The 25,865-nt window shown below is 70.8% G+C and carries 21 protein-coding genes, 1 tRNA gene and 1 pseudogene (1 of these 23 running past the window's edge); 13 read left to right on the top strand and 10 right to left on the bottom strand.

The genetic code is table 11. From position 1 onward, the window contains the following. Positions 1 to 179: pseudogene (gene frc / locus ACFXAZ_RS07395) on the bottom strand (formyl-CoA transferase) (it extends 1,102 nt beyond the left edge of the window). Between the two features lie 48 nt (positions 180 to 227). After that, positions 228 to 1,922, bottom strand: a complete 1,695-nt coding sequence (locus tag ACFXAZ_RS07390) for a thiamine pyrophosphate-binding protein (protein ID WP_384586244.1) — start codon at positions 1,920 to 1,922, stop codon at positions 228 to 230. A 143-nt stretch (positions 1,923 to 2,065) separates the two neighbouring features. Between ACFXAZ_RS07390 and sucC the strand changes: the two genes are divergently transcribed. The 4 genes from sucC (at position 2,066) to ACFXAZ_RS07370 (ending at position 6,224) form a co-directional block, all read left to right on the top strand. After that, on the top strand, positions 2,066 to 3,196 hold the full coding sequence (sucC, locus tag ACFXAZ_RS07385; protein ID WP_384586242.1) for an ADP-forming succinate--CoA ligase subunit beta: 1,131 nt from the start codon (positions 2,066 to 2,068) through the stop codon (positions 3,194 to 3,196). An 11-nt stretch (positions 3,197 to 3,207) separates the two neighbouring features. Continuing rightward, positions 3,208 to 4,095: a succinate--CoA ligase subunit alpha gene (sucD, locus tag ACFXAZ_RS07380; protein WP_382686860.1), complete on the top strand. Its 888-nt coding sequence runs from the start codon at positions 3,208 to 3,210 to the stop codon at positions 4,093 to 4,095. 323 nt (positions 4,096 to 4,418) lie between these two features. Next, positions 4,419 to 5,966 (top strand): aldehyde dehydrogenase family protein, encoded by a 1,548-nt coding sequence (locus ACFXAZ_RS07375; protein ID WP_384586239.1) that lies wholly within the window; start codon positions 4,419 to 4,421, stop codon positions 5,964 to 5,966. Between the two features lie 170 nt (positions 5,967 to 6,136). Further along, a tRNA-Leu gene (locus ACFXAZ_RS07370) sits at positions 6,137 to 6,224 on the top strand. Positions 6,225 to 6,473: 249 nt separating this feature from the next. On the opposite strand, the gene ACFXAZ_RS07365 is transcribed toward ACFXAZ_RS07370, so the two are convergent. Continuing rightward, the gene (locus tag ACFXAZ_RS07365; RefSeq protein WP_384586238.1) at positions 6,474 to 7,235 is read right to left on the bottom strand and encodes a helix-turn-helix transcriptional regulator; all 762 of its coding nucleotides are present in this window, start codon (positions 7,233 to 7,235) and stop codon (positions 6,474 to 6,476) included. 254 nt (positions 7,236 to 7,489) lie between these two features. Here ACFXAZ_RS07365 and ACFXAZ_RS07360 point away from each other — a divergent pair, with 254 nt between their 5' ends. The 3 genes from ACFXAZ_RS07360 (at position 7,490) to ACFXAZ_RS07350 (ending at position 10,577) form a co-directional block, all read left to right on the top strand. Beyond that, positions 7,490 to 7,744 (top strand): hypothetical protein, encoded by a 255-nt coding sequence (locus ACFXAZ_RS07360; protein ID WP_384586236.1) that lies wholly within the window; start codon positions 7,490 to 7,492, stop codon positions 7,742 to 7,744. Positions 7,745 to 7,925: 181 nt separating this feature from the next. Then, complete coding sequence (locus ACFXAZ_RS07355; protein ID WP_384586234.1) at positions 7,926 to 8,426, top strand: hypothetical protein; 501 nt, start codon at positions 7,926 to 7,928, stop codon at positions 8,424 to 8,426. Positions 8,427 to 9,167: 741 nt separating this feature from the next. Continuing rightward, positions 9,168 to 10,577, top strand: coding sequence for a hypothetical protein (locus ACFXAZ_RS07350; RefSeq protein WP_384586232.1), 1,410 nt, complete (start codon positions 9,168 to 9,170; stop codon positions 10,575 to 10,577). 236 nt (positions 10,578 to 10,813) lie between these two features. Here the strand turns inward: ACFXAZ_RS07350 and ACFXAZ_RS07345 are convergent, their stop codons facing one another. The 6 genes from ACFXAZ_RS07345 to ACFXAZ_RS07320 form a co-directional block, all read right to left on the bottom strand. Continuing rightward, positions 10,814 to 11,659 carry an STM4011 family radical SAM protein gene (locus ACFXAZ_RS07345; RefSeq protein ID WP_384586230.1) on the bottom strand — a complete coding sequence of 282 codons (846 nt, stop codon included), beginning with the start codon at positions 11,657 to 11,659 and terminating at the stop codon, positions 10,814 to 10,816. A gap of 10 nt (positions 11,660 to 11,669) precedes the next feature. Further along, positions 11,670 to 13,046 carry an STM4012 family radical SAM protein gene (locus tag ACFXAZ_RS07340; RefSeq protein WP_384586228.1) on the bottom strand — a complete coding sequence of 459 codons (1,377 nt, stop codon included), beginning with the start codon at positions 13,044 to 13,046 and terminating at the stop codon, positions 11,670 to 11,672. Further along, positions 13,043 to 13,852 carry an STM4013/SEN3800 family hydrolase gene (locus ACFXAZ_RS07335; protein WP_384586290.1) on the bottom strand — a complete coding sequence of 270 codons (810 nt, stop codon included), beginning with the start codon at positions 13,850 to 13,852 and terminating at the stop codon, positions 13,043 to 13,045. Before ACFXAZ_RS07335 ends, ACFXAZ_RS07340 begins: the two co-directional genes overlap by 4 nt. A 43-nt stretch (positions 13,853 to 13,895) precedes the next feature. Continuing rightward, positions 13,896 to 15,080 carry an STM4014 family protein gene (locus ACFXAZ_RS07330; protein WP_384586226.1) on the bottom strand — a complete coding sequence of 395 codons (1,185 nt, stop codon included), beginning with the start codon at positions 15,078 to 15,080 and terminating at the stop codon, positions 13,896 to 13,898. 127 nt (positions 15,081 to 15,207) lie between these two features. After that, positions 15,208 to 16,167 (bottom strand): STM4015 family protein, encoded by a 960-nt coding sequence (locus ACFXAZ_RS07325; protein ID WP_384586224.1) that lies wholly within the window; start codon positions 16,165 to 16,167, stop codon positions 15,208 to 15,210. Positions 16,168 to 16,174: 7 nt separating this feature from the next. Continuing rightward, positions 16,175 to 17,131: an STM4015 family protein gene (locus tag ACFXAZ_RS07320; RefSeq protein WP_384586222.1), complete on the bottom strand. Its 957-nt coding sequence runs from the start codon at positions 17,129 to 17,131 to the stop codon at positions 16,175 to 16,177. Positions 17,132 to 17,329: 198 nt separating this feature from the next. Here ACFXAZ_RS07320 and ACFXAZ_RS07315 point away from each other — a divergent pair, with 198 nt between their 5' ends. Continuing rightward, positions 17,330 to 17,656, top strand: a complete 327-nt coding sequence (locus tag ACFXAZ_RS07315; protein WP_384586220.1) for a hypothetical protein — start codon at positions 17,330 to 17,332, stop codon at positions 17,654 to 17,656. A gap of 188 nt (positions 17,657 to 17,844) precedes the next feature. Then, entirely contained in the window at positions 17,845 to 18,861 is a 1,017-nt protein-coding gene (locus ACFXAZ_RS07310) for a DUF6745 domain-containing protein (protein WP_384586288.1), read from the top strand. Between the two features lie 48 nt (positions 18,862 to 18,909). Here ACFXAZ_RS07310 and ACFXAZ_RS07305 read toward each other — a convergent pair whose 3' ends face one another. Next, on the bottom strand, positions 18,910 to 20,211 hold the full coding sequence (locus ACFXAZ_RS07305; protein WP_384586218.1) for an FAD-dependent oxidoreductase: 1,302 nt from the start codon (positions 20,209 to 20,211) through the stop codon (positions 18,910 to 18,912). 159 nt (positions 20,212 to 20,370) lie between these two features. On the opposite strand from ACFXAZ_RS07305, the gene ACFXAZ_RS07300 reads away from it, so the two are divergent. From ACFXAZ_RS07300 to ACFXAZ_RS07285, 4 genes are all read left to right on the top strand, one after another. Beyond that, positions 20,371 to 21,105 (top strand): DNA polymerase beta superfamily protein, encoded by a 735-nt coding sequence (locus ACFXAZ_RS07300; RefSeq protein ID WP_384586216.1) that lies wholly within the window; start codon positions 20,371 to 20,373, stop codon positions 21,103 to 21,105. 167 nt (positions 21,106 to 21,272) lie between these two features. Beyond that, positions 21,273 to 21,395: a hypothetical protein gene (locus tag ACFXAZ_RS07295; protein ID WP_384586214.1), complete on the top strand. Its 123-nt coding sequence runs from the start codon at positions 21,273 to 21,275 to the stop codon at positions 21,393 to 21,395. Positions 21,396 to 21,563: 168 nt separating this feature from the next. Next, positions 21,564 to 23,699: an elongation factor G gene (gene fusA / locus ACFXAZ_RS07290; protein ID WP_384586212.1), complete on the top strand. Its 2,136-nt coding sequence runs from the start codon at positions 21,564 to 21,566 to the stop codon at positions 23,697 to 23,699. An 841-nt stretch (positions 23,700 to 24,540) separates the two neighbouring features. Beyond that, positions 24,541 to 25,860: an ABC transporter substrate-binding protein gene (locus ACFXAZ_RS07285; protein ID WP_384586210.1), complete on the top strand. Its 1,320-nt coding sequence runs from the start codon at positions 24,541 to 24,543 to the stop codon at positions 25,858 to 25,860. Positions 25,861 to 25,865: the final 5 nt, after the last annotated feature.

The following is a 25,865-nucleotide window of genomic DNA, read 5'->3' as shown; positions in this document are numbered from 1 at the left end:
CTTTGTGTTTTTTTGTAGTGTGTTGTGTTGTTTTGTGGTGCGAGGCGGGGGGGGGGGGGGCGGGGGGGGGGGGGGGGGCGCCGCCCCCCCCCCCCCCCCCGCGCCTCCAGTTTGACGACGTCCGCGCCGAGCCAGGCGAGCAGCTGGGTCGCGGAGGGCCCGGACTGGACGTGGGTCATGTCCAGGACGCGGACGCCTTCGAGTGCCTTGGCGGTCACCGGATCACCTCACTTGTACATGGTCTGGTTCATGGTTCCGGGGGCGTACGCGTCCGGGTCGACCCAGACGTTGATGAGCGACGGCTTGCCCGACTCACGGGCGCGGCGCAGCGCCGGGCCGATGTCGGCGGGGTCGCGGACCTCCTCGCCGTAGCCGCCCAGCATCTGGGCGAACTTGTCGTAGTGGACGTCGCCGAGGGTGTTGCCGACCCGCTCGCGCTCCTTGCCGTACTTGGCGGCCTGGCCGTAGCGGATCTGGTTCATGGAGGAGTTGTTGCCGACGATCCCGACGAAGGGGAGGTTGTAGCGGACGAGGGTCTCGAAGTCCCACCCGGTCAGGGAGAACGCGCCGTCGCCGAAGAGCGCGACGACCTCCTTGTCGGGCCGGGCCTTCTTGGCGGCGAGCACGAACGGGATGCCGACGCCGAGGGTGCCGAGCGGGCCGGGGTCCATCCAGTGGCCCGGTGACTTCGGCTGGACGACCTGCCCGGAGAAGGTGACGATGTCGCCGCCGTCGCCGATGTAGATCGAGTCCTCGGTGAGGAAGTCGTTGATCTCGCTGACCAGCCGGTAGGGGTGGATGGGGGAGGAGTCGGACTTGAGGCTCGGCAGCCGCTTCTCCAGTGCGGTCTGCTCGGCGGCGCGCAGCTCGTCCAGCCATTCCTTGCGCTTGGAGGCGCCGCCGTTGACCCGCCCGGTGGCGGCCTCGGTGACGGACTTCAGCACCAGGCCGGCGTCGCCGACGATGCCGAGGTCGATGTCGCGGTTCTTGCCGACGGTGCGGTAGTCGAGGTCGATCTGCACCACGGTGGCGTTCGCGGAGAGCCGCTTGCCGTAGCCCATGCGGAAGTCGAAGGGCGTGCCGACGATCACGATGACATCGGCGTTGGAGAAGGCGTAGCGGCGGGAGAGCTGGAAGTGGTGCGGGTCGCCGGGCGGCAGGGTGCCACGGCCGGCGCCGTTCATGTAGGCGGGGATGTTCAGGCTGCGGACCAGTTCGATGGCCGATTCGGTGCCCCGGGTGGTCCATACCTGGCTGCCGAGCAGGATGGCCGGCTTCTCGGCGTGTACAAGCAGGTCGGCGAGCTTCTCGATGGCCTCGGGGTCTCCGGCCGAGCGGGTCGAGGCCCGGTAGGCGCCGGTCTGCGGTACCCGTGCCTTGGACACCGGCACCTTGGCGTCGAGCACGTCGCGCGGGATCTCCAGGAAGGAGGGCCCGGGGGCGCCGTGGTAGCACTCCCGAAATGCCATCGACACCATGTCCGCCGCGCGGGCCGTGTCCGGCACGGTCGCCGCGAACTTGGTGATCGGGTTCATCATGTCGACGTGCGGCAGGTCCTGGAGGGACCCCATCTTGTGCTGGGTGAGTGCGCCCTGGCCGCCGATCAGCAGCATCGGGGACTCGGCGCGGAAGGCGTTGGCTACTCCGGTGACGGCGTCGGTGGTGCCCGGCCCCGCGGTGACCACCGCACAGCCGGGCTTGCCGGTGATCCGGGCATAGCCGTCCGCGGCGTGCGCGGCGACCTGCTCGTGGCGGACGTCGACGACCTCGATGCCTTCGTCGACGCAGCCGTCGTAGATGTCGATGATGTGCCCGCCGCACAGGGTGTAGATGACCTCCACACCCTCCGCCTTGAGGGCCTTGGCGACGAGGTGCCCACCCGAGATGAGCTGCTCGTTCTGGTCGCGGCTGTCGTCAGGCATGGCGAAGTCCTGTCCCTTCGTAGGGGGTTGGAGCGGTCTCGCGGTACATTGCATACAGTCGACGAATACTGTATGAAGCTTGTTATCCCGCATCCGGTGGGTGGTGTCCAGGGGGCGTGCGACACTTTCAGTCAGGAGCCGAGATGGACCTGTACGAACACCAGGCAAGGGAACTCTTCGAGGAGCACGGCATCTTGGTGCCGCGGGCCGAGGTCACCGACTCGGTCAAGGAAGCCCGTGAGATCGCCCGCCGCCTTGGCGGCCGGGTTGTGGTGAAGGCCCAGGTCAAGACGGGTGGCCGCGGTAAGGCGGGCGGGGTCAAGCTGGCCGCCGACCCGGCCGCCGCGGAGCTGACAGCCCGTCAGATCCTCGGCATGGACATCAAGGGCCACACGGTCGGCAAGGTGATGCTGGCCCAGCCCGTGGACATCGAGAAGGAGTACTACGTTTCCTACGTCCTCGACCGCGCGGCGGGCCGCTTCCTGGCCATCGCCTCGGCGGAGGGCGGCATGGACATCGAGGAGGTCGCCGCAACTCGGCCGGAAGCGGTGGCTCGCATTCCGATCGACCCGGCCACCGGAGTCACCTCCGCCAAGGCCGGAGAGATCGCCGAGGCCGCCAAACTCCCGCCCCAGACCGTCGACGTACTCGTACGGCTGTGGGAGGTGCTGATCCGCGAGGACGCGCTGCTCGTCGAGGTCAACCCGCTGGTACGCACCGCACAGGGGCAGATCCTCGCCCTCGACGGCAAAGTCACCCTCGACGACAACGCGGGCTTCCGGCAGGCCCGCTGGGGCGCCGAGTCCGCCGAGCACGACGACCCGCTGGAGGCGGTCGCCGCCGAACGGGGCCTGAACTACGTCAAGCTCGACGGCGAGGTCGGCATCATCGGCAACGGCGCCGGACTGGTCATGTCCACCCTCGACGTGGTCGCGGGCTGTGGCGCCCGGCCCGCCAACTTCCTCGACATCGGCGGCGGCGCCTCCGCGCAGATCATGGCCGACGGGCTGTCCGTCATCCTCTCCGACCCCGACGTCAAGTCCGTCTTCGTCAACGTCTTCGGCGGCATCACCGCCTGCGACGCCGTCGCCGACGGCATCGTGCAGGCACTGGACACCGTCAAGCTCACCAAACCCCTCGTCGTCCGCCTCGACGGCAACAACGCCGCCCGGGGCCGCGCCATCCTCGACGAGCACGCGCACCCGTTGGTGCGCCAGTCGGCCACCATGGACGACGCCGCCCGCACCGCCGCCGAACTCGCCCACGCATCCTGAGGAGCCGGGACATGGCCATCTACCTGACCAAGGAGAGCAAGGTCCTCGTCCAGGGCATGACCGGCGGCGAGGGCATGAAGCACACCCGGCGGATGCTCGCCGCGGGCACCAATGTCGTCGGCGGCGTCAACCCGCGCAAGGCCGGCCGCAGCATCGACTTCGACGACCGCGCGGTGCCGGTCTTCGGCACGGTCCACGAGGGCATCGAGGCCACCGGCGCCGACGTCACCGTCGTCTTCGTGCCGCCCGCCTTCGCCAAGGCCGCCGTCACCGAGGCCGCCGACGCCGGCATCGGCCTCGCCGTCGTCATCACCGAGGGCATCCCCGTCCATGACTCGGTCGCCTTCACCGCGTACGCCAAGCACCGCGGCACCCGGATCATCGGACCCAACTGCCCCGGCCTGATCACCCCCGGCCAGGCCAACGCCGGCATCATCCCCGCCGACATCACCAAGCCCGGCCGCATCGGCCTGGTCTCCAAGTCCGGCACCCTCACGTACCAGCTGATGTACGAACTGCGCGACATCGGCTTCTCCACCTGTGTCGGCATCGGCGGCGACCCCGTCATCGGCACCACCCACATCGACTGCCTCGCCGCGTTCCAGGACGACCCCGACACCGAACTGATCGTCCTCATCGGCGAGATCGGCGGCGACGCCGAGGAACGGGCCGCCGCCTTCATCCGCGAGCACGTCACCAAGCCCGTCGTCGGCTACATCGCCGGATTCACCGCGCCCGAGGGCAAGACCATGGGCCACGCCGGCGCCATCGTCTCCGGCTCCTCCGGCACCGCCAAGGCCAAGCAGGAAGCCCTGGAAGCGGTCGGCGTACGCGTCGGCAGCACCCCGACGGAGACCGCACGCCTGGTGGTCGCCGCGCTGGACGACCACACTGGATGAGAGCCGAAAAGAGCCGATGAGGGCCCCGCCGGCGCCACGACCGGCCGGCGGCCCCCTGGGTGACCTCCGTGACCTCCGCGCGGTGACCGTGCGACCACCGCGTGGAGTCATCGTGCGGAGTAACCGTGCGGAGTAGCCGTGCGGAGTAGCCGTGCGGAGTCACCGTACCCACCCGTACGGCACCGCCGTACGGCGTTCCGGGCCCGGCGGTGCGCGCCGTGCCCGGGGACCAGCCATGACCAGCAGCCAGGCCCCATGGCCGTGACCATGACCAGCAGCCACGCCCCTCCCGCCCCGACTGTGCACCGAGAGCGGAGCCCACGATGGCACCCACGAACACCCTCACCCTGAAATCCGGTACCTCCTGGTCGGACGCCTGGCAGCGGTGTCTGACCGCCGCCCCCGAAGCCTTCCGGGACGACCGCGTGCTCAACCTCTGGAACGCCGGATGGCAGCCGGACGGCCGCTCCCTGCCCGCCACCACCCCCGTCGACGGCAGCCCCATCGCCGGCCCGCCCCGCCTGGACGGCACCACCGCCCGGCAGGCCGTCCGCGCGGCGCTCGACCAGCACCGCGCCTGGCGCCACGTCCCGCTCACCGAACGCCGCGCCCGCGTCGCCGCCACCCTCGACGCCCTCGCCGCCCACCGCGACCTGCTCGCCCTGCTGCTGGTCTGGGAGATCGGCAAGCCCTGGCGGCTCGCCACGGCGGACGTGGACCGGGCCATCGACGGAGTGCGCTGGTACGTCGATGGCATCGAGTCCATGGTGGACGGCCGGACCCCGCTGGACGGACCGGTCTCCAACATCGCGAGCTGGAACTATCCGATGAGCGTGCTCGTTCACGCATTGCTGGTCCAATCACTGGCAGGCAATGCGGTCATCGCCAAAACCCCGACCGACGGCGGCGTCGCCTGTCTCACCCTGGCCGCCGCGCTCGCCGCCCGCGAGGGCATTCCCGTCACCCTCGTCAGCGGCAGCGGAGGCGAGCTGTCGGAGGCGCTGGTGCGGGCGCCCGAGATCGGCTGTGTCTCCTTCGTCGGCGGCCGGGACACCGGCGCCGCCGTCGCCACCGCCGTCGCCGACCTGGGCAAACGGCACATCCTCGAACAGGAGGGACTCAACACCTGGGGCATCTGGAACCACTCGGACTGGGACGCGCTCACCGCCGTCGTCCCCAAGCTCTTCGACTATGGCAAGCAGCGCTGCACGGCGTACCCGCGCTTCGTCGTCCAGCGCGAGCAGTTCGACGCCTTCCTCGGGGCCTACCTCCCGGCGGTCCGCACCCTCAAGGTCGGCCACCCGCTCGCCGTGGCCCACCCCGACGACCCCTACCCCGACCTGGACTTCGGGCCGCTGATCAACGCGGCCAAGGCCAAGGAGCTGACCGACCAGGTCGCCGAGGCCGTCGACCGCGGCGCCGTCCCGCTGCACCGAGGACAACTGTCCGACGCCCGCCTCCTGCCCGGCCAGGACACCTCGGCCTACGTCCAGCCCGTCACCCTCCTGAATCCCCCGCCCTCCTCGCCCCTCCACCACGCCGAGCCTTTCGGCCCGGTCGACACCATCGTCCTGGTGGACACCGAGGCGGAGCTGCTGGCCGCCATGAACGCGTCCAACGGCGCCCTGGTCGCCACCCTGTCCACCGACGACCGTGCGACCTACGAGCGCCTCGCCCCGCAGATCCGGGCCTTCAAGGTCGGCCACGGCAAGCCCCGCTCCCGAGGCGACCGCGACGAACTCTTCGGCGGCTTCGGCGCGTCCTGGCGCGGCGCGTTCGTCGGCGGCGAACTCCTGGTGCACGCCGTGACCCACGGACCGGAGGGGGAACGGCAGCCGGGCAACTTCACGGAGTACCACCTCATGCCATAACCCCAGGTGTCCACCCGGTCGCTCCCTGCGACGCTTCCGTCGCCCCGGACACCCCTGCCCCACAGGGCTGTCCGGGCGACGGAAAACGCAGGTGAGAGGCGCTCCGAAACCTTGGTATGGTTGTCCGCGTCGCAGCGGGAAACACCCCCGCACCAAGCGGCGGACACCTTGTCCGGGTGGCGGAATGGCAGACGCGCTAGCTTGAGGTGCTAGTGCCCTTTAACGGGCGTGGGGGTTCAAGTCCCCCCTCGGACACCAGCCAGGACCCCTGTTCATCAGGGGTTCTTTGCTTTTCCGGGCTGTGGGATCTGTGGGACGGAGCGCCAGTGGCCGCGTCCAGGGCCAAGGATCCCATTCAGGTGGACGCCCTACGGTTCGCGATCACGGGGCACATCGCCCCGTACGCAACCGGCTTGCTCCGCCCGCTCCTCACGGCTCCTGCTCTACGTCGCAGCCTCCGCCGCACGGCCACCCAAACCCGGCTTTCCGTGTTCCCAACACCGCTTCTTACATCTCGTACGGGTCTTCTCTTATTGCGGATTCGATGTGGTCTAGCGCGTCCCGCAAGTTGCTCGGTGCGGCAAGCGTGGATTTACCGTTTTGCGCGGCCTTGGCGAGTAGCCTAAGTGTACGTGCGGAAGAAATCTCACCAGTCGTGAGGATAAGTGACTCTGCCACATCCTCGGCTTCTACCCACCCTGCCTGCATGGCCATGTTCTGCATGATCAGCAGTTCAATTGCTCGATCGCCCGAGAGCCTCGCCAAGAATAGTGCCTCTTGGTTGAATCTGCGGGCAGAGCCTTGCTTTTCGGCATCGAAGAGTGCCCATCCTGCAACTTCGGCCAACTCGGCTGCCGCTGCCTGGATATCGTGTTCCGCCTTCCTGTCGTACTTCCCCTCCCCGAGGCGACGGTGAACCTTCTTGAAGGAGCGTGCGGCTACGTCCGCGATGGGCAAGCCATTCAATTCGTTGTCCAGCATGACGAGACGTTGTGACATTTCACGGATGGTGAGCGCGAGACCTTCACCCCTGTCTCCATTGAGAAGGGGTAGCCCCGAGGTTTCAGGTGCCAATAGTGCGTGAAGTTCCTCGGGTTCAATTTGTAGAAGATTGGCCATTCTCAGCCGCTGATGCGGGTGGGGTTCGACCTCCCCGCTCTTCCATCGTTGGACGGTAGTGCGATCGACCCGCAGGGCTTGAGCAAAGGTCTCTTGTGTGAAGCCGCATGACTTCCGGCGCTGTGCGAGGCGCTTCCGCTTGCCTGCCATGTCCGTACTCCGTCCGACTGCCTTCTCTCCTGGTCAGATTACCGCGTGCGGCCAAAATGCGGCCTGAGTGCAGCGGTTACGCCGTGGTACTGGTTCTCGCCACCGGGCAGCGTGGTCATACACAAGGACCCCCGCGACGGGCAAACCTCCGGGGGCGTGGCCACCAACCGGCAAGGCGTTGACGACAGTGCCCAAAGCCACAGCCGGCCATCCGGCAGACCGCCAGTGCATGTCTTGGGGCGGTGGGGTGTGAAATGAGTGCCGAACTCCCCGAGGGATGGAAATTCTTCCGGTCGAAGCAAGGCAGCGACGCACCCCCGCACTGGTACGCGACGGCGCCGTACAGCGCCAGCGTGTTCGGACTGCGCGAAACGTTGGGGGCCGGCCGCTCCGACCACCCGGCATGGAATCTCGCCCACACCGTGGACGCGCCGACCTGGGACGCGCTGTGCGCCGAGGCGGCCGAACAAGTGGCGCCGTACCGAAGCCTCACAGAGCGCGACTCATGACGGCCCCGGCGAACCGGGTGAGCGCCCGCATGAGCGTGCTGCCGGGGCCCGAGTTGGTCAGCCTCAGCGACGCCCCGGCGGAGCCTCGGACGGACGTCCAGTCCCCTTGGGGGGAGGAGTACGGCGGACGGCTCGACCCGGCATCGGGCATGGTCGCGTTCCCCAGCTACGAACTCCCGCCGTGCCCGGTTCCCAACTGCCCGGACTGCGCCAGGAATCGGGAGGCAAGGTGACTGCCCGATGGAAAGCCGTCGCCGCCATCGACCCTGACGTTCTCGCCAAGGCCGCCCAGTTGGAGTGTGCGTTCACAGACCCTGACTGGGCGGAAGCCGACGCGGTGCAGTGCCAGCTGGGCGACATACCGCACGTATTCCATGCCGCCTTTCTCCGGGACGGCGCACAGCGCGAACCGTGCTCGGACGTGTTTCTGCGCTGGCATCAGGACATGCCCGGCCAGTGGGCCCAAGACCTTGCTGTGTGCCTGAGCAAGCGCACCCCGCTGGGCGACGTGTGCACGATCTTCCGTGACCACCCGGGCCCGTGCGAGTGGCAGCAGACCGACCCCTTAGACCCGGCGTTATCGGCGTACGCCGACCAACTGATTCAGGACTGGCGGCAGGGCGGTTCGAGCGGCAGCCTCACAAAGTGGCTCGCGCGCCTGGGGGATCCCGATGCTGCTTGACATCCGCACCCCTCGGCCGGGACCCGCGAACCCGGACACCTGCCGGGTCTGCCGACAGCTCCGGCAAGCGCAGGCCGGCGTGATCGAGGACGGCTACGTGCCGGGAGTCCGCAGCATGCTTGTCGCCATGCGGATCCATCTGCTTGAGGGGCACCCGGACGACCCGCGAAACGCCCCTCCGGGGACGGGCGTGAGCCGCCCGAAGCGCCTCGCCGCCCTTGACCCGGTAGACCCCGAACGAACGCCCCCGTCGTGCGCCTCCCCCGTGGCGCAGGGCGGGGCCTTCTCACTGCTCAGAGCCGGTTGGCCAGATGACCAACGCATGACCAACAGCGGCCAGGAACGGGCAGAGACAGCAGGTGAGCATGACCAGCCCGCGCACCTCTGAAGGGTGCTCGATCGGCGCGTCATTGCAGGTCAGCTGGCCAATGGGCTGGTGCCTGAGTGCCCCTGGCCTTGCCATCGGTGTGACTACCTTCCGGGGGCCTTCGGTCTGCGGCCGGCAGGCCCCGAAGGCGGTCAGCCGGTCTGAACAGGGGGCGTGGGCACCGGTGCTGAAGGCCCGGCACCGCCGACGGTCCTTCCGGAAGGCAGCCGGGACCGTTTCGGTCAGTACTGGTCCCGTTTACGCCGCTCACGAGGAATGCTTGTTTTTGAGGGTGTCCGGCGGGATAGCGCTGTGTGACCGAGGCTTCGCCCGTGGGGGCGTACGCCTGTGAGCCGAGACAAGGGGTTCCAGCGTTGGCTTCTCTCGTCTATCAAATACTCACCGATCCCGCTCCGCTTGAGGTCTCCCCGTCGCAAGGAGAGAACATCGGGACGATCCGCATCGTCGTCTCCAACACCTCCGAACAGAATGTGATCCTGGACTCCATCGAGATCACCGTCCCGGTCGGGACCGGCAGCGGTGATCTGACGGACACTCCGGCGGCGGTCACCACACGGATCGAGGAGAACCAGGCGGTACAGCCCTTGTTCCCCGGGACTCCTGCGCCGCAGGAGGATCTGGCGACCTGGTGGAACGATGCGACGGGCGTCCTCACGGTGGCGCGGCCGAACCTGCGGGCGCACTTCGATGCGGGCGGCTACCTGGTGGTGGTACTGGATGACTTCCCGGTCTCCCAGCAGGCGGGGACGGTCCTGATCCGGGCGCGGGAGTTCCTGCGGACGCCGGGTAACAACTCGGAGCCGACAAAGTACGCCACCCTGGGGGTGCCGAAGCTCGCGCCGAAGGTCCCGCGCAACTTCCGCCCACAGGAAACGCTCCTCAAGGCGGGAGACGACGTCGTCCTGCTGTGGGACGGTCCCGCGACGCTCCAGTACCGCGTCCAGCTCCCGGACGGCACGAGCGAACCGGCGACGCAGCACACCGGGACCAGTTGGCAGTGGACACCGAGTCAGCTGAAACCGATACAAGCCACGACCTACACGCTGATAGCCGCCGACCCCAACGGGCGGCAGCCGCTGTACTTCCTGACCACGTCCGTCCAGCACGAGACCCCGACCTTCAACGGGGTGCACACGCCGTGGGTCGAGGGCTCGCAGAACACCGGGCGGATCACCTTTGAACAGCAAGGCGCGGAGATCAACACTGGCCCGAACGGGCAAGGGGACGGAAAGCTCACGGCGCACGAATTGCACATCCTCAAGGACTCGGCGCTGGATGGTGCCGTGACCGTGGGCAAGACCCTCACGGTCATCGGGGCGGTCACCGCCAACGACAACCTCCATGTCGCCAAGGATGCGTCGCTGGACGGTGCTGTGGTGGTGGGTAGGACCCTGTCCATAGGCGGGACGGTTTCAGCGAGCGAGGACCTCCACGTCACCAGGAGCGCATCTGTGGGGGGCGACCTTTCGATCGGCGGCAAGCTGACGTTGGGTGAGCTGGCCGTCGCCCGGGACGCGACCGTCGGGGGCGCTCTCTCCGTCACCGGCCCGGTGAATGCCGGGGGTCAGCTGAACGCACTGGGGAGGGCTGTCTTCAAGGACGGTCTCCATGTCGATGGGGAGTCGCTGTTCGCGGGGAAGGTGGACGCCAACGCGCTGCTGTCGGTCCGCAACGGCGACCACGCGGTGATGCACGTGGTCGACGAGAAGGTGGAGATCGCGGGCGACCTGCGGGTCCACGGGGCGTTCCGCTCCGACAGCTGACCCGACAGCTGACCCGACGGCTGACCCGACAGCTGGCACGGCCGTCCGGCGGGAATCAGAGGCCGGCCGGGCGGCCGTACGCACGGGAAGCAACGGACAGAGCGGCCTGATTCGGCGGCGCAGTGGCGGTCCCGACGGCGGCCCCGGGATGCCGTACATCGGCGCGCAGCGCACACCGCGGTCCCGCCCGACGACGGCCCCGGGCCGCCGGTCAGGAAACCGGTACGAGGGCTGCCCTACCCCGCCGACGGGACGCGTTCCAGGACGCCGCCCGCGAAGATGTCGTACAGGGGCAGGGTTTCCAGGTGGATGTAGCCGATGTGGCAGTCGCAGGTGGTGAGGGGGCAGGGGCGGGGGCGCAGGGCGTCGCGGTAGGAGTCGTCGTAGAGGTTGCCCAGGGTGGACGGGACGAAGTGGCAGCGGCGGACCGTGCCCTCGCCGTCGACCGAGATCACGGATTCGCCCGTGCGGCAGGGCAGGCCCGCGCTGCGGTGTGGGTGGCGGCTGTAGGGGAACAGGGGGTCCAGGGCGGTCCAGTCGGACGCCTCCGGGTCGGTGTAGGTGTGGCCCTCGGCCGCGTTGATCCACAGGTATATGTGGGGTGGGAGGTCGGCGCGCAGGCGGCGGGCCTGGTCCAGGTGTTCGGGGAGGCCGACCACTCCCACACTGTGGCGGACCCCGAGGGCGGCCAGGTCGTGGCACTTGGTGAGGAAGCGGTCGTACGGGGTCTGGCCGGGGTGGAAGGTGCACCACAGGGCGAGGGTGTCCAGGTCGGCGTCGGCCAGCCAGTCCGTGCGGCAGCTGAGGTTGGTCTGGATCGCCACCCGGTTGATGTGTTCCAGCTTGCTCAGCTCCGTGAGCGTGCGGCGGTACCAGGAGCGGACCAGGCCCTCGCCCCACGGGGTGAAGAGGAGGGAGAGGCGGTCTTCGTGCTGGGCCGACGCCCAGGTGGCGAACCGTTCCAGCGCCGTGCGGTCCGCGGTCAGCTGGGCGCGGCTGTCGCGGCGCTTGGCGAAGGGGCAGTACGGGCAGTCGTAGTCGCACGACGCCAGTGGGCCCCGGTAGAGGAGGGTCAGGTCCATGGTGGCCGCCTCACTTCGGCTCGTACGCGGCCATACGCGCGCGTACGGCGGGGGAGAACAGCTCGGGACCCAGCGCGTCGGAGTGCGCCAGGCCCTCCGGGGAGAGCCGCAGCAGGTCCGGGCCCGCGGAGTCGTCCAGCCAGCCCCGGTCGCGGAAGCGGTCCAGCTCGGTGGCGAAATCATCGCCGGGAGTGCCCCCGAACTGTGTGCGGTAGGTCGCGATGTCCATGCCCTTCGCCTGAAGCAGTGATTGCAGCAGGTGGCGGCGTTTCGCCTCCAGGGCGGTCATCTCCCAGCCGTAGTCGGCGTGGGCGAAGTCGGCGGTGGTGCGGGTCGTGTAGGCGTCGATGAACCCCCGGATGCGGTGCATGTCGACCGCGTAGTCGAAGGAGTAGTGCAGCGTGGAGGTGTACGAGCGGGCGCCGCAGCCCAGGCCGACCATGCCGTCGGTCTGGCACACGTAGTCCTCGCCGCCCGTCATCGGGGCGCCCGCGCGGCGGAACATCCGCATCGACACCTGTTCGTAGCCGTGGGCCAGGAGGTGGTCGCGGCCGTGGCGGTACAGGCGCAGGCGCTGGGCGTCCCAGGCCGCCGCCTCGTCGGCAGTCTCGTCGTGGTGGCGGCCGAGGCCCGTCAGCGGGCGTACGTACAAGGGGTAGAGGTACAGCTCCTCCGGCCGCCACGCGAGCGCCGCGTCCAGGGAGTGGGTCCAGGACCGCTCCGTCTGGCCGTCGATGCCGTAGATCAGGTCGATGTTCAGGACAGGTATCGCCGCGTCGCGGATCCGGGCGAGGGCCGCCTCGACGTCCGCGCGCCGCTGCGGGCGTACGGCCGTGCGCGCCTCGGCGTCGACGAAGCTCTGCACGCCCAGGCTCAGCCGCATGGTGCCACGCGCGGCCAGCACGGACAGCCGGTCGGCGGTCGCCGTGGCCGGGGACGCCTCGACCGAGAGCGGGATCGCGGTGAGATCGGCGCCCAGGCCGCGCTCCGCGAGATCGCACAGCCGTTCCAGCTCCGTCGCCTCCAGGAACGTCGGGGTGCCGCCCCCGAAGGCCGCGCCCGCGAACCGCGCCCCCTCGCCCAGCGCCTCGCGCACGGCGGTCGCCTGCCGCTCCAGGGCGTCCAGGTACGCGGTGGTCAGCTCGCCCGGTGCCCCGATGCGGGTGAACAGGTTGCAGAAGCCGCAGCGGACCTCGCAGAACGGGATGTGGAAGTAGAGGGAGAGGGCGTCCTTCGGCTCGTTCGCCCACAGCTCACGCAGGCGGGCGCGCTCGCGGGGCACCGGGTGGTAGGCCGTCTTGTGCGGGTACGCGTAGACGTACTGCTGGTACGGGCGGATGTCGGTGGCTTCGGGGGCGGGGGTGGTGGTGTTCTCGGTGAGCGTCATCGGGCCTCGTCGACGAAGAAGTGGGCATAGGGAACGGTCCATACGACGTCATGGCCGATGCGGTGACCGGTGAAGCCGTCCTCGCCGTACGCGGTGCCATGGTCGGAACAGACGACGGCGAAGCATGGGCGACCACGGCCGGAGGTGGCTGACAGCAGCCGTCCCATGTGGTGGTCCACATAGGCGAGTGCCGCGGCATGGGTGGCCCGCGTGTCGCCCGTCTCACGGCTGGCGCCGGGGAGATGGAACCAGTTGGGCTGGTGCAGGGCCGACACATTGACGAAGAGGAACAGGCGCTGTTCGGGAGGCAGTTGTGCGATCACCTTTTCCGCGCGGGTGACCTGGGACTCGAACGACGTGGGTGAGGTCACCCCGAACTCCGGCTCCCAGTGGCTCTCCTGGAACATGCCTGGCAGCACCGAGCCCAGCGGGCCCTGCTTGTTGAAGAAACCGACGCCGCCTATGCAGACCGTGCGGTAGCCCGCGGCGGCCAGACCCGTGACGAGGTCGGGCGTGTCGTACACATAGGTGCCGTCCGCCGTGGTCTCGCTGCCCGCGAAACGCGCGGCGAAGAGGCGTGGATGCGGGCCGGGCGCGGCCGGGGTCGGCAGGAAACCCGCGAACATCGCCTGGTGGGAGGCGTAGGTGAAGCTGCCGGGGGCGTGTCGGCGCTCCCAGGCTCCGCCCGGCAGATGCCGGGCCAGGTTCGGCAGCCGGCCCGCCTCGGCCAACTCCTGCGCCACGTCGTAGCGGAGGGTGTCGAGGGTGACGAGGAGGATGTCGTGGGTGCCGACGATGTCGTTCATGTCGGCGTGCCCGGTGGCGGTGCCGGTGGCGGCGTCGTTCTGATCAGGGGGTGCGGTCACGGTGGTGCTCCTTGAGGTGCGGCTGCCGGGCGGCGGCGACCCGCGCGTGTCGTACGACGGCCGGTGCCGCGGCTATCTGCGCGGCGTAGGTGTCCAGACCCTCGGCGCCGCTGCCGGGCAGGCCGGTCAGCCGGGGCAGCAGGTCCCCGAAGGCGTTCACCTCGCCGACTGCGAAGCGGCGCCAGCCGGTGGCGGGCAGGATGTCCACGCCGACGCAGAGGGCGTCCGGGAAGCACGCGGCGGCCCGCTCGGCGAGATCGAGGACGGCGGTGAAGTCGGCCCCCGCCGCGCGGATCGCCTCCTTGACGGCCTCCAGGTCGCCGCGGGCGCCGCCGAGGTGCAGATTCGTCATGGGATGCCGACTGGTCCGTACGACCGCGTGCGTGGCCCGGCCCGCGATCACCACCACCCGCAGATCGGCGGCCCGGCCGCCCTGTGCCGCCTTGGGCAGCCAGCGTTCGACATGCAGGCCGTCCGGGGCGAGGGCGTCGACGAGCGCGGCTACCTCGGCCTCCGACGTGTAGTCGCGCACCCGCAGGGAGTTGTAGAGGCGGCCGTCGGGGGTCGTCTCGACGGAGGTGGTCGCCTTGACGCGGCCGGGGCCCGCCACCGAAAGGGCCATGACCCCGGAGGCCGATGAACCGTGCGCGGGCTTCACGAACGCCCGGGAGATCCCGGCCGCCCGCAACTGCTCCCGCAGCCCCGCCCAGCCGTCGACCGGACCCGTCAGCGCCTGGGGGACCGGGACGCCCGCCGCGTCGAGCCGCGCGTGGCAGCGCCGCTTGTCGAACAGGACGGCGACCTCCTCGGGGTCGGCGGACGTGATCGCGCCCGCGCGGTGGGCCTCGCCCGTCACCTCCCGCAGGGCGGTGGTGAAGCGGCGGTGCCACCGGGCCGTCCCCTCGACCCGCGCGGGATCGTCGGTGCCGCGCAGCAGGCGGTCCACCTCGGCGTTCTCACCGGGCGAGTCGATACGTACGAACTCGCCCGGCGCGAAGGCGTACCGGCCGCCGGTCAGCAGGTCCCGCCACGCCAGCACACGAGGGGCCGCGTGCCCGGCGCGGCGGGCGGCGTCCACGAAGAGCGTCGTGCGCCGGTTCTCGGGGTTGCCTATGACGGTGAGGCGGAGGGGGGTGTCGGGGGGTGGGGTGCTTGTGGATGGCGACACGCCGCTTACGGGCGACGGCGTGTCGCAAAGGCGCGAGGGCGTGGCGAGCAGCCGCAAGGGTGTGACGGCCAGCCCCAGAGGCGTGTCGCTCAGCCGCGGCGGTGTGTCGCCCCGCCTCGGCGCCACGTCACTCGGAGACCGCGACATAGCGCCTCTCCGGGCTTCGCGCGCGGTGCCTGCTCTGGCCCTCCGACAGGTCCACCTCGGTCCCGGCGGCGGCCAGTGCCGCGCGGATACGGTCGGTCATGGGCCTGCTCAGGAAGTGGTGATGGAGGTCCAGCCGCTTGAGGTGGGTCAGCGGCCGGCCGCCCAGCAGCGCGTCCGCCCCGGTGTCGCTGAGGGTGCCCATGGACAGGCTCAGTGACTCCAGTTGAGCCACGACCGGCGCCGCCGCGACGGCCACCGCGATCTCGTCCTGCACCTCGCTGTCCTGGAGGCCCAGATGGCGCAGCGCCGGGAAGCGGCCCGCGGCGAGCAGCGGCGCCAGGTCGGCCACGGTCGTGTCACCGCCGTAGTGGGACTCGCCGAGCCACAGCTCCAGCCGTTCCAGCGCGGGCAGTTCGCAGGCGCCGACCGCGCGGACCACCCGCGCGGGCAGGCCGCCCGACTCGAAGCGCAGGACGCGCAGCGCCTCATGACGGACGGGGCGCAGCGACAGCGGCTCCTCGCCGAGCCCTTGTGAGTCGCCGCCGCGCACACCCAGCTCCTCCAGCAGCGGGAAGTGCTCCAGGACCGGGGTGATGTCGGTGAGCCGGAGCCAGGAGATCTCGCACTCCTCGCTGGACACATCGGCGAGGAACAGGGCGCGCAGCGCCGGGAAGCGGTCCGCGTCGGCGAGGATCAGGTCCAGCACGGGACGCAGGTCGCTGTACTCGTCATGCCACCAGGGCCCGATGACCAGGGCCCGGACGTCCTCCGTGGCCACCTGGTCCGTGAAGGCCCGCCACACGTCGGTGAAGGGCGTTTCCCCGGCGCAGTCCAGGCGCCAGATGACCTCGCCCGCGGCCGGCAGCTCGCGCGCGTCCGGCCCGGAGAGGCTGACCACCGGCCACCCCGGGCAGGTGTCGAAGTGATGCGTGAATGTCATGACGTCGTCATTCCGCCACGGCGGTGAAGCGGTGGACCTCGCCGTCGTCTTCCCATTCCTGGCCCGGTTCGGACAGGTCGACCTCGACGCCGTGCGGCTCCAGAGCCGTCTGTATCCGCTTGGCCACCGCGTCGGTGACGTAGTTGTGGCGCAGGTCGAGAGTGGTGAGGTGGGTGAGCGGCTGGCCTTCGAGCAGGGCCGTCGCACCCTCGTCGGTGAGCATGCCGAGGGACAGGGCGAGGGAGGACAGCTGGGCGACGAGCGGGGACCCGGCGACGGCGGCGGCGATCTCGTCCTCGATCTCGCTGTTGCACAGGCCCAGATGGCTCAGCGCCGGGAAGCGGCCCCCGGCCAGCAGCGGCGCCAGGTCGGCCACGGTCGTGTCACCGCCGTACTGCTGGACCCCGAGCCAGATGTCGAGGTGCTCCAGCGCGGGGAGTTCGCTGGCGACGACTCCGCGCACGACCTCGCCGGGCAGGCCACCGGCCTCGAAACACAGGGTGCGCAGGGAGCGGTGGCGCACCGCGGGGAAGCGCAGCTTGGTGCCGCCGCGCACCCCGAACTCCTCCAGCAGCGGATACGCGGCCAGGACCGGCGTGACATCGGACTGCTCGATCCAGGAGATCTCCGCCTCCTCCATCACCAGATCGCCGAGGAACACCGCCCGCAGCCCGGTCAGCCGGTCGTGCGCGCTCACCAGCCGCCGGACGACGTCGCTGGAGTCGTGGTCGTACACCTCGCCCCACGGGCCCACCACGATCGCCCGGACACCCGCGCAGTCCACCGTGTCGAGGAAGCGGTCCCAGAGATCGCCGAACTCCTCGTCCGAGGATTCCCCGTAGGGGTCTTCGGCCAGCCGCCAGGCCACGGCACCCGCCTCCGGCAGCTCCTGCTCCGCCTTGTGGTCGCCGAAGTCGAAGACGGGCAGACCGTGCAGTTCCCGCAGATGCTCGACATAGGACATGGTGCTGGCCTCCTGGGACCCTGACGCTTCGGGTGGTCGCGAGATTTCTACCAACCCCCACTGACATTCCGGGTACCGGGCCCGACGGGAGCCGGTCCGGGGCCGGTGCGAGGGCCGGGCCGGGGGTGATTGTCAGACCCTCCCCGTACCGTCGTGGACATCGGGTCGGCGGTGTGCCGACGGCGAAGGGAGACACGTATGTACCGGCAGGGTGACGTCCTGATCGTGCCCGTCGAGGAGGCGGCCGTGCCGCCGGGCACCGACCGGCTGCCGCGGCAGCCGAGGGACGGCCGGGGACGGCTCGTGCTGGCGCTGGGCGAGGTCACCGGCCACGCGCACGCCGTGCTCGGACCGGGGACGCTGGTCCGCGAGGCCGGCCCGTTCGGCTCCTCCTACCTCCATCTCCCGGACGGCGGCCGGGTGGTGCACGAGGAGCACGCGGCGATCCCGCTGCCCAAGGGGTGGTACCGGGTGATCCGGCAGCGCGAGTACGCGCCGGGCGCGGTCCGTGTCGTGGCGGACTGAGCCGACGGGGAGCGGCGGTGACGAGGGGGCGCGCGGCGGTGACGACGGGGATGGGCATGGAGACGGGGATCGGTACGGGGATGGGGACGGCACAGGTGGAAGCGGCGATGACGGCGACCGTGCGGACGGACGACGCGATGGCGGACGCGACGGTGAACGGGGTGGCGGACGTGGCGGCGGACGTGACGATGGAGGTGACGGCCGCCTGGCGTGAGGTGGCGGCGGCGACCGGTCCGGCGGACCGCGCGGCGGCCGAGGAGGGCGTGCGCCTGGCGTACCGGCTGGCGGGGCTGGCCGAGCCCGCGGACATCGTCTGGGTGGGCTCGCCGTGCCAGGGCGTGCGGACGGCGGCCCGGCTGACGGCCGACGGCACGGCGGGGAGCAGCGTCCGTGACGCGGTGCGCACCCGGCCGTGGGCCGCCGTACGGCAGCAGGTCCTCGACCGGCTCGGACCGGCGGACTGGGCCGCGCACTGGGCCCTGACCGGCGCCGTGCTGTGGGACGGCACGGCGATGCTGGCCGAGCGCATCCGGACGGGTGTGGTGGGGGCCGTGGCCGAGGCGTCGCAGGACGAGCAGGCGGTCCGGCTCACCCTGCTGGACGCGGTGCTGGGCCAGCACGACGCGGCCTGGCTCGCGGCCTTCGACGGCCAGGACGGCACCGGGACGCTGGCGGGGATAGCGGCGGTCGCCCGCGCGGCGGGCTGGTGGTGGCCGTACGAGAGGACCGCGATCGTCTGTGAACGGCCGGTGGAACTGCACCGGGACGAGGCGGGCCGGCTCGACCGCGGGGACGGACCGGCCCTCGCCTTCCCCGACGGGTTCGCCCTGTACGCGTGGCGCGGGATGCCGGTACCGGCCGAGTTCCTGGACGGGCTCTCCGGACTGACCCCGCGGCGCATCCGCGAGGAGGAGAACGCCGAGCTGCGCCGCGTGATGCTGGAGCACTACGGCTATGAACGCTATCTGGAGGAGTCCGGGGCCGAGCCCGTGCAGCGGGACGAGGCGGGGGTGCTGTGGCGCATCGAGCTGGACGGGGACGAACCGCTGGTGATGGTCGAGGTGCTCAACTCCACGCCGGAGCCCGACGGCACCCACCGGACGTACTGGCTGCGCGTGCCGCCCCGGACGCGGACCGCCAAGGAGGGGGTCGCCTGGACGTTCGGGCTGGAGGAGGGGGCGTACACGCCGGAGCGGGAGACGTGAGCGGGGTCTCCGCGGCCCGCGCGGGGGAGCGGGTCCCTGTCCTCCGGCTCAGTCCACGTGTTCCGGCCGCAGGCCCACCCCGATGAACCGTGCCGTCCAGCCCCTCAGGAACGGAAAGCGCCGGATGAGCCGTACGATCAGCGGCTGCTTGTCGTACGTCGCTGAGTCCCTTGGGCTCTTGGGGTTCTTGGGGTACTTGGGGTACATGTCGGTCAGCAACCGGACCTGGACCAGTTGCACCGCCCGTACCGGCAGGGTCCGGCGTCGTTGGACGGCGGCCAGTTCGCGCGGGGTCGGTGTCCGCCCGGCCCTGAGGACCGGCCCGAGCATCCGGGCGGCGGCGACCGCGTCCTGCACGGCGAGGTTGATGCCCACCCCGCCCGCCGGGGACATCGCGTGCGCGGCGTCCCCGATGCACAGCAGACCGGGCCGGTACCAGGTGCGCAGCCGGTCGACCCGTACGCTGAGCAGCTTCACGTCGTCCCAGTCGGTGATCTCGCGCTCCAGGCGGGCCGCGAACCCGCCGCGCACGGCGGCGATCCGCTCGCGCAGCCGGGCCAGTCCCTCGGCGCGCACGGTGTCGTAGGCGTCCGGCGGGATGACGTACGCCACCTGCCAGTACGTGTCGCGGTCGATGGTGATGAGCAGATGGCCGGGGCCGGTGCGCACGAAGCTCATGGTCTCGCCGGGCTCCCGGGTCAGCCGGAACCACAGCACGTCCATGGGGGCCTTGCTCACCGCCAGCGGCAGCGCCACCGCGCGGCGGACGGCCGAGTGCCGTCCGTCGGCGGCCAGCACGAGGTCGGTACGGATCTCCAGGGGCCCCTCGGCGGTGTCGGCGCGCACCCCGCGCACCGAACCGTTCTCCCGGATCACCTCCGTCACCTCGGCCCGCTGGATCAGCCGGAAGGCGGGCAGTCGCCGGGCCTTGGCCGCGAGGAAGTCCAGGACGTCCCACTGCGGCATGAACGCGATGTACGGGTAGGGGCCGCGCAGGGCGGAGAAGTCGGCGAGTTCGACGGGTCCGGCGGGCGTCTCCAGGGAGACGGAGGTGACTTTGCTGTGCTTGATCCGCAGGAACTCGTCGATCATCCCGAGTTCGTCGAAGATCTGGAGGGTCGAGGGGTGCACGGTGTCTCCGCGGAAGTCGCGCAGGAAGTCGCCGTGCTTCTCCAGGACGATGACGTCCACGCCCTGCCGGGCGAGCAGCAGGCCCGCCATCATGCCGGCGGGGCCACCGCCGACGACACAGCATCGGGTGGTGAGGGTCTGCCCGGTCTGGCTGGTCTGCCTGGACTGCTCGGACTGCACGGTGTGCTCCTGTCGGGCCGCGGTCTTGCCTATGGCCATACTGTGCAGGAGGCGGTGCCGCCCACGACCGCGCGGGATGGGGAGGACCGGTGCGGGTGGGGAAAACGGGAGGCCGTTCGGCGTACCGGACGGGCATCATGACGGTTCGCCGTCCGGAGCGGGCGGTGCGCTCGGCACGAACGGTACGAGGGGGAACCCGTGACCGCCACAGACTCGAACACCGCCGGCACGCAGGAGGCGGCGACCGTGGGCAATGTCCTGCTCTCCGGCATCGTCGGCTCCACCGCCTACGGCCTCGCCCACCAGGACTCCGACGTCGACCGCCTCGGCCTCTTCGCCGCCCCCACCGAGGAACTGCACGGTCTGCGCCCGCCCAAGGAGTCCCACGTCACCACGGACCCCGACCGCACCCTCCACGAGGCCGCCAAGTGGTGCCGGCTCGCCCTCGGCGGCAATCCGACGGTGCTGGAACTCGTATGGCTGCCGGACGAGTTGTACGAGGTGCGCACCGAGCTGGGGGACGAGCTGATCGGTATCCGTGCGTCGTTCCTGAGCGCGCCGCGCGTCCGGGACGCCTACCTCGGTTACGCCACCCAGCAGTTCCGGCGGCTGGAGCAGCGCGCCGACGGCTCCTTCTCCGCCGACACCCGCAGGCGCACCGCGAAACACGCCCGCCACCTCAAGCGGCTCTGCCACCAGGGGTACGAGCTGTACCGCACCGGGCGGCTGACGATCCGGCTCGACGACCCCGAGCCGTTCCGCGCCTTCGGCGAGCGGGTCGCCGCCGACCCCGAGGCCGCGCGCCCGCTGCTGCACGAGTTCCAGGAGGCGTTCGAGGAAGCCCGCAGCGCACTGCCGGAGGAGCCGGACGAGCGTGCGGCGGAGGGGTGGTTGCGGGGGGTGCGGAGGCGGTTCTTCGAGGTGGGGGCGTAGCAGGGGGGGGGAGGCGGGGGGCGGGGTGGTGCGCGGCGTGGTGGTGCGGGGTGGGGAAAATCCCGTGCTCTGTCCGGGCCTCGTTCTCTACACTCGGCGTGCCGACGCGCACCGCTCATGGCAGGGCGGCGCGGGGTTCTGACGCCAAGACTTGAGGGGAGCCGACCGTGCGTGACCGTACCGCTGTGGTCGTTCCCCGTTCCCGGTACCGGGTGATCCTGGTGTCTTCCGTCGTCCGGTACCCGCTGCGCGGCCGGTACCGGATGCCCGTGACGAGCGAGACCTGCTGAGGCGTAGCGCCGGGTTGTCTGCCGTCGGACGTCCTTGGATCCGTAGATCCGGGGTCTGTAGACCCGTAGATCCGTAGATCTGAGGTCTGCGGGTCTGTGGATCCAGGCCTCTCGTCGTCCCGGGAAATCGCGCCGCCCCTGTCAGGAACACCTGGAAGGCCAAGGGCCGTGCGCAAGACCGACACCAACCGCATCCACGCCACCAACGCCACTCACGCCGACTCGTCCCTCACCGTCATCCGCAACCTCGGCATCCTCGCCCACGTCGACGCGGGGAAGACGACCGTCACGGAGCGGATCCTGTTCGCCACCGGTGCGACGCACCAGCGCGGGGAGGTCCATGACGGCACCACCGTCACCGACTTCGATCCACAGGAGCGGGACCGCGGGATCACGATCTTCGCCGCCGCGGTGAGTTGTGACTGGGACGGGCACCGGCTCCATCTCATCGACACCCCCGGGCATGTCGACTTCGCCGACGAGGTGGAACGTGCGCTGCGGGTGCTGGACGGCGCGGTCGCGGTGTTCGACGCGGTGGCCGGGGTGGAGCCGCAGAGCGAGTCGGTGTGGCGGCAGGCGGACCGGCACGGCGTGCCGAGGATCGCCTTCGTCAACAAGCTCGACCGCGCGGGCGCCGACCTGGACACCGCCGTCGCCTCGATCCGCGCGCGGCTGCATCCGGCGCCGCTGGTGGTGCAGTTGCCGATCGGTGTCGAGGACGGCTTCCGGGGCGTCGTCGATCTGGTGCGCGGGCGGGCGCTGATGTGGTCTGAGGGTGGTCTCGTCGACGGCCCCGTGCCGGACGGGCTGCGGGCCGAGGCCGGGCGGCGGCGCCGGGTGCTGGAGGAGGCGGTGGCGGAGCTGCATCCGGCCGCGCTGGAGGAGTTCTGCGCCGAGGGCGTGCTGTCGGACGGCACGCTCCGGGACGCCCTGCGCGATCTCACCCACAGCGGTGAGGGTGTGGTCGTGCTGTGCGGCTCGGCGTACCGCAACGTCGGCGTCGAGCCGCTGCTGGACGCGGTCGTCGGGTACCTCCCGTCCCCGCTGGACGTACCGCCCGTACGTGGCACGGCCGGTGCGCAACCTGGAGCGGGCGATGTGTCCGGTGAGGTACCCGGTGACACATCCGGTGACGGGCGGGCGGAACAGGTGCGGCTCGCCGACCCTGCCGCCCCGCTCGCGGCGCTGGTGTTCAAGGTGAGTGCCACGCCGACCGGCCGGATGACCTACGTACGCCTGTACTCGGGCGCGATCGAGAAGGGGGACCTGGTGTGGGACGCGACCGCGCGCCGTACCGAGCGGATCGGCCGGATCCTGCGGGTCCAGGCCGACCGGCACGAGCCGCTGGCACGGGCGGTTGCCGGGGACATCGTGGCCGTGATCGGGCTGAAGTCGGCCCGCGCGGGCAGCACCCTGTGCGCGCCGGACGCGCCGCTGGTGCTGGAACCGCCCGGCGCCGCCGAGCCGGTGGTCTCGGTGGCCGTCGAGGCCCGCCGGGCGGGCGACACCGAGCGGCTCGCGGTGGCGCTGGCGCGGCTGACCGAGGAGGACCCCTCGCTGGTGGTGCGGGCCGACCCGGAGACCGGGCAGACCCTGCTGTCCGGCAGGGGCGAACTGCATCTGGAGGTCGCGGTGGAGAAACTCCGCCGGGCGAACGGGCTGGACGTCGGTAGGGGCCGGCCGCGGGTGACGTACCGGGAGACGGTGCTGCGCGGCGTGGCGGGGCTGGTGTACCGGCATGTCAAGCAGGACGGTGGCGCGGGACAGTTCGCGCAGGTCGTGCTGGATGTGGCGCCGCTGGACGACGGGTTCGTGTTCGGCTCGGCCGTGGTCGGCGGGCGGGTTCCGCGGGAGTATGTGCGGGCTGTCGAGGCGGGTTGTCGTGACGCGCTCGCCGAGGGGCCGTTGGGCGGGCATCCGGTGACGGGGCTGCGGGTCACGCTGACCGACGGGGCGACGCATGTGAAGGACTCGTCGGAGACCGCTTTCCGCACGGCCGGCCGGTTCGCGCTGCGCGCGGCCCTGCGGGGCTGTGCGATGGCGTTGCTGGAGCCGGTCGTCGAGGTGACCGTGACCGTGCCGGAGGACGCGGTGGGCGTTGTCCTCGGTGACCTCGCGGCGCGTCGCGGCAGGGTGTCCGGCTCGGTCGCCCACGCGGGCACGACGGCCATCACGGCGACGGTCCCGCTGGCGGAGCTGTTCGGCTACGCCACCCGCCTGCGCAGCCGCACCCAGGGCCGAGGCACCTTCACCACCCGCCCGGCGGGCTACGCCCGGGCACCGGAGGTGGTGGCCGCGGGGTAGGTGGGGGTGTTCGGGCTGGGTTCGCGGCTGGTTCGGGGCTGGTTCGAGGGTTGGTTGCGGGGCGGGCGGGGCGGTGCCTGGGGTCGGGGGCGACGGCCCTGGGATCCGGTCCGATGGTCTGGTGACCGGGTCCGGCGCCCTGTCCGGGCTCGATGGTCCGGCGGTCCGGCCCTTCGGCGGGTGCCGGGCCGCTCGACCTGGTGGCCGGTTCCGCCCCGGCGGCTGCCGGGCGTCCGGCCCCGGCGGCGCTCTGGCCGACTGGCCTCTGGCGGGGCAGGGCGCCCGAACCGGGGCGAGGGCGGACCCGTGAACGGCGGGCCGGTTCGAGGGGCCGCTCAGGCTAGGGGAAGGGAGCCCCGTCGCCGCTGGCGGTCGCTTCCATCCACGCGGTGGCCCGGTGGCCCGGTCCGGCGCCGCAGACACCCCACCCGCGCGCACCAGGATCACCACCGCCCCGACGCTTCCCCAGACCGTCAGCGCACCGGCGACGGACCGGGGGAAGCCAAGGCGACGGACCGGGGAGAAGCCAAGGCGACGGACCGGGGAGAGGCAAGACTGAGTACCGGAGAAGCAAGACTGAGTACCGGAGAAGCAAGACTGAGTACCGGAGAAGCAAGACGAATCCCCGGCGAAGCAAAGCGAAGAGCCGGACAACCAAGGGCAATTGGGTGACGGCACAAGACCGCCGGACAGATCCCGACCGCACCTGAGCCGGCCAGCGCACGCCTCAAGAAGCGAACCCCCCACACCCCCGTCCGATCCCTTGACGCGCTCGCCTCCACAGGTTTAACTCACGTCCTAAATTAAGCCATGATGGCCTCCCTGAAGGGACACCCGTTTCATGCGCAGAATCCGAGCCGCGGCCATAGGCGCCGTCACCATGTCACTCGCCCTGGCCGCCTCGGCCTGCGGAGGCGGGTCGTCCGCCGACGGCGGTGGGTCGAACGACTCCCCGAAGACGCTCACCTACTGGGCATCGAACCAGGGTGCCAGCGTCGAGATCGACAAGGACGTGCTCCAGCCGGAGCTGGACAAGTTCGAGGAGCAGACCGGCATCGAGGTGGAGTTGGAGGTCGTCCCCTGGTCGGACCTGCTCAACCGGATCCTCACCGCCACCACCTCCGGCCAGGGCCCCGACGTCCTGAACATCGGCAACACCTGGAGCGCCTCGCTGCAAGCGACCGGCGCGCTGCTGCCCTGGGACCAGGCGAACCTCGACAAGATCGGCGGGAAGGACCGCTTCGTCGACTCCGCGCTCGGCTCGACCGGCGCCGCGGGCCAGGACCCGGCCGCCGTACCCCTGTACTCCATGGCCTACGGCCTCTACTACAACAAGCAGATGTTCGAGGACGCGGGCATCACCGAGCCGCCCACCACCTGGGACGAGCTGATCGCCGCAGGCGAGAAGCTCACCGGGGACGATCAGTGGGGGCTGGCCGTGGAGGGGGCGAACCCCGCCGAGAACATCCACCACGCCGTCGTCTTCGCCAAACAGCACGGCGCCGAGTTCTTCACCGCCGACGGCAAGCCCGACTTCACCTCCGACAGCGCCGTCGCCGGGGTCAAGCAGTTCGTCGATCTGATGGCCACCGACAAGATCGTCGCCCCCGGCAACGCCGAGTACGCCCAGAACCAGTCGATCAGCGACTTCGCCAAGGGCAAGGCCGCGATGCTGCTGTGGCAGTCCGCGTCCGCCAACCTCGCCTCGCAGGGCATGAGCGAGGAGGACTACGGCATCGCGCCGGTGCCGGTGCAGTCCGGCGCCCCCGGTACCGGCACCGGCGTCAACTCCATGGTCATGGGCATCAATCTGGCCGTGTTCAAGAACAGCGACAACCTCGACGGCGCCACCGAGTTCGTGAAGTTCATGACCAGCGATGCCGAGCAGAAGATCCTCAACGAGGCGTACAGCTCCATCCCGCCCGTCAAGGGCGCGCAGGCGGACGCCGCCTTCAACACCCCCGCCAACGCCGTCCTCAAGGACACCCTGGCCGGCAGTGCCATCGCCGCCCCGCAGGTGCCCGACGAGTCCCAGTTCGAGACCGCCGTCGGCACCGCCATCAAGGAGCTGTTCGCGGACGCCGCCGGCGGCCGTCCGGTGACCGAGGACTCGGTGAAGGCGGCGCTGGAGAAGGCCCAGCAGCAGATGCCGACCCAGTGAGTGCC

Origin of the sequence: Streptomyces sp. NPDC059477, assembly GCF_042749375.1 — a bacterium.
GTDB lineage: Bacteria > Actinomycetota > Actinomycetes > Streptomycetales > Streptomycetaceae > Streptomyces.
The sequence above is the reverse complement of the archived record's forward strand: the minus strand, read 5'-3'. Positions and strand labels throughout refer to the sequence as shown.

Coding starts and splice junctions, on each gene's coding strand:
- ACFXAZ_RS07360 (WP_384586236.1), top strand. CDS start 7,490: ATGAGTGCCGAACTCCCCGAGGGATGGAAATTCTTCCGGTCGAAGCAA.
- ACFXAZ_RS07315 (WP_384586220.1), top strand. CDS start 17,330: ATGTACCGGCAGGGTGACGTCCTGATCGTGCCCGTCGAGGAGGCGGCC.
- ACFXAZ_RS07305 (WP_384586218.1), bottom strand. CDS start 20,211: ATGGCCATAGGCAAGACCGCGGCCCGACAGGAGCACACCGTGCAGTCC.
- ACFXAZ_RS07320 (WP_384586222.1), bottom strand. CDS start 17,131: ATGTCCTATGTCGAGCATCTGCGGGAACTGCACGGTCTGCCCGTCTTC.
- ACFXAZ_RS07375 (WP_384586239.1), top strand. CDS start 4,419: ATGGCACCCACGAACACCCTCACCCTGAAATCCGGTACCTCCTGGTCG.
- ACFXAZ_RS07285 (WP_384586210.1), top strand. CDS start 24,541: ATGCGCAGAATCCGAGCCGCGGCCATAGGCGCCGTCACCATGTCACTC.
- ACFXAZ_RS07345 (WP_384586230.1), bottom strand. CDS start 11,659: ATGGACCTGACCCTCCTCTACCGGGGCCCACTGGCGTCGTGCGACTAC.
- ACFXAZ_RS07335 (WP_384586290.1), bottom strand. CDS start 13,852: ATGAACGACATCGTCGGCACCCACGACATCCTCCTCGTCACCCTCGAC.
- ACFXAZ_RS07340 (WP_384586228.1), bottom strand. CDS start 13,046: ATGACGCTCACCGAGAACACCACCACCCCCGCCCCCGAAGCCACCGAC.
- sucD (WP_382686860.1), top strand. CDS start 3,208: ATGGCCATCTACCTGACCAAGGAGAGCAAGGTCCTCGTCCAGGGCATG.
- ACFXAZ_RS07365 (WP_384586238.1), bottom strand. CDS start 7,235: ATGGCAGGCAAGCGGAAGCGCCTCGCACAGCGCCGGAAGTCATGCGGC.
- ACFXAZ_RS07325 (WP_384586224.1), bottom strand. CDS start 16,167: ATGACATTCACGCATCACTTCGACACCTGCCCGGGGTGGCCGGTGGTC.
- ACFXAZ_RS07310 (WP_384586288.1), top strand. CDS start 17,845: ATGGAGGTGACGGCCGCCTGGCGTGAGGTGGCGGCGGCGACCGGTCCG.
- ACFXAZ_RS07390 (WP_384586244.1), bottom strand. CDS start 1,922: ATGCCTGACGACAGCCGCGACCAGAACGAGCAGCTCATCTCGGGTGGG.
- sucC (WP_384586242.1), top strand. CDS start 2,066: ATGGACCTGTACGAACACCAGGCAAGGGAACTCTTCGAGGAGCACGGC.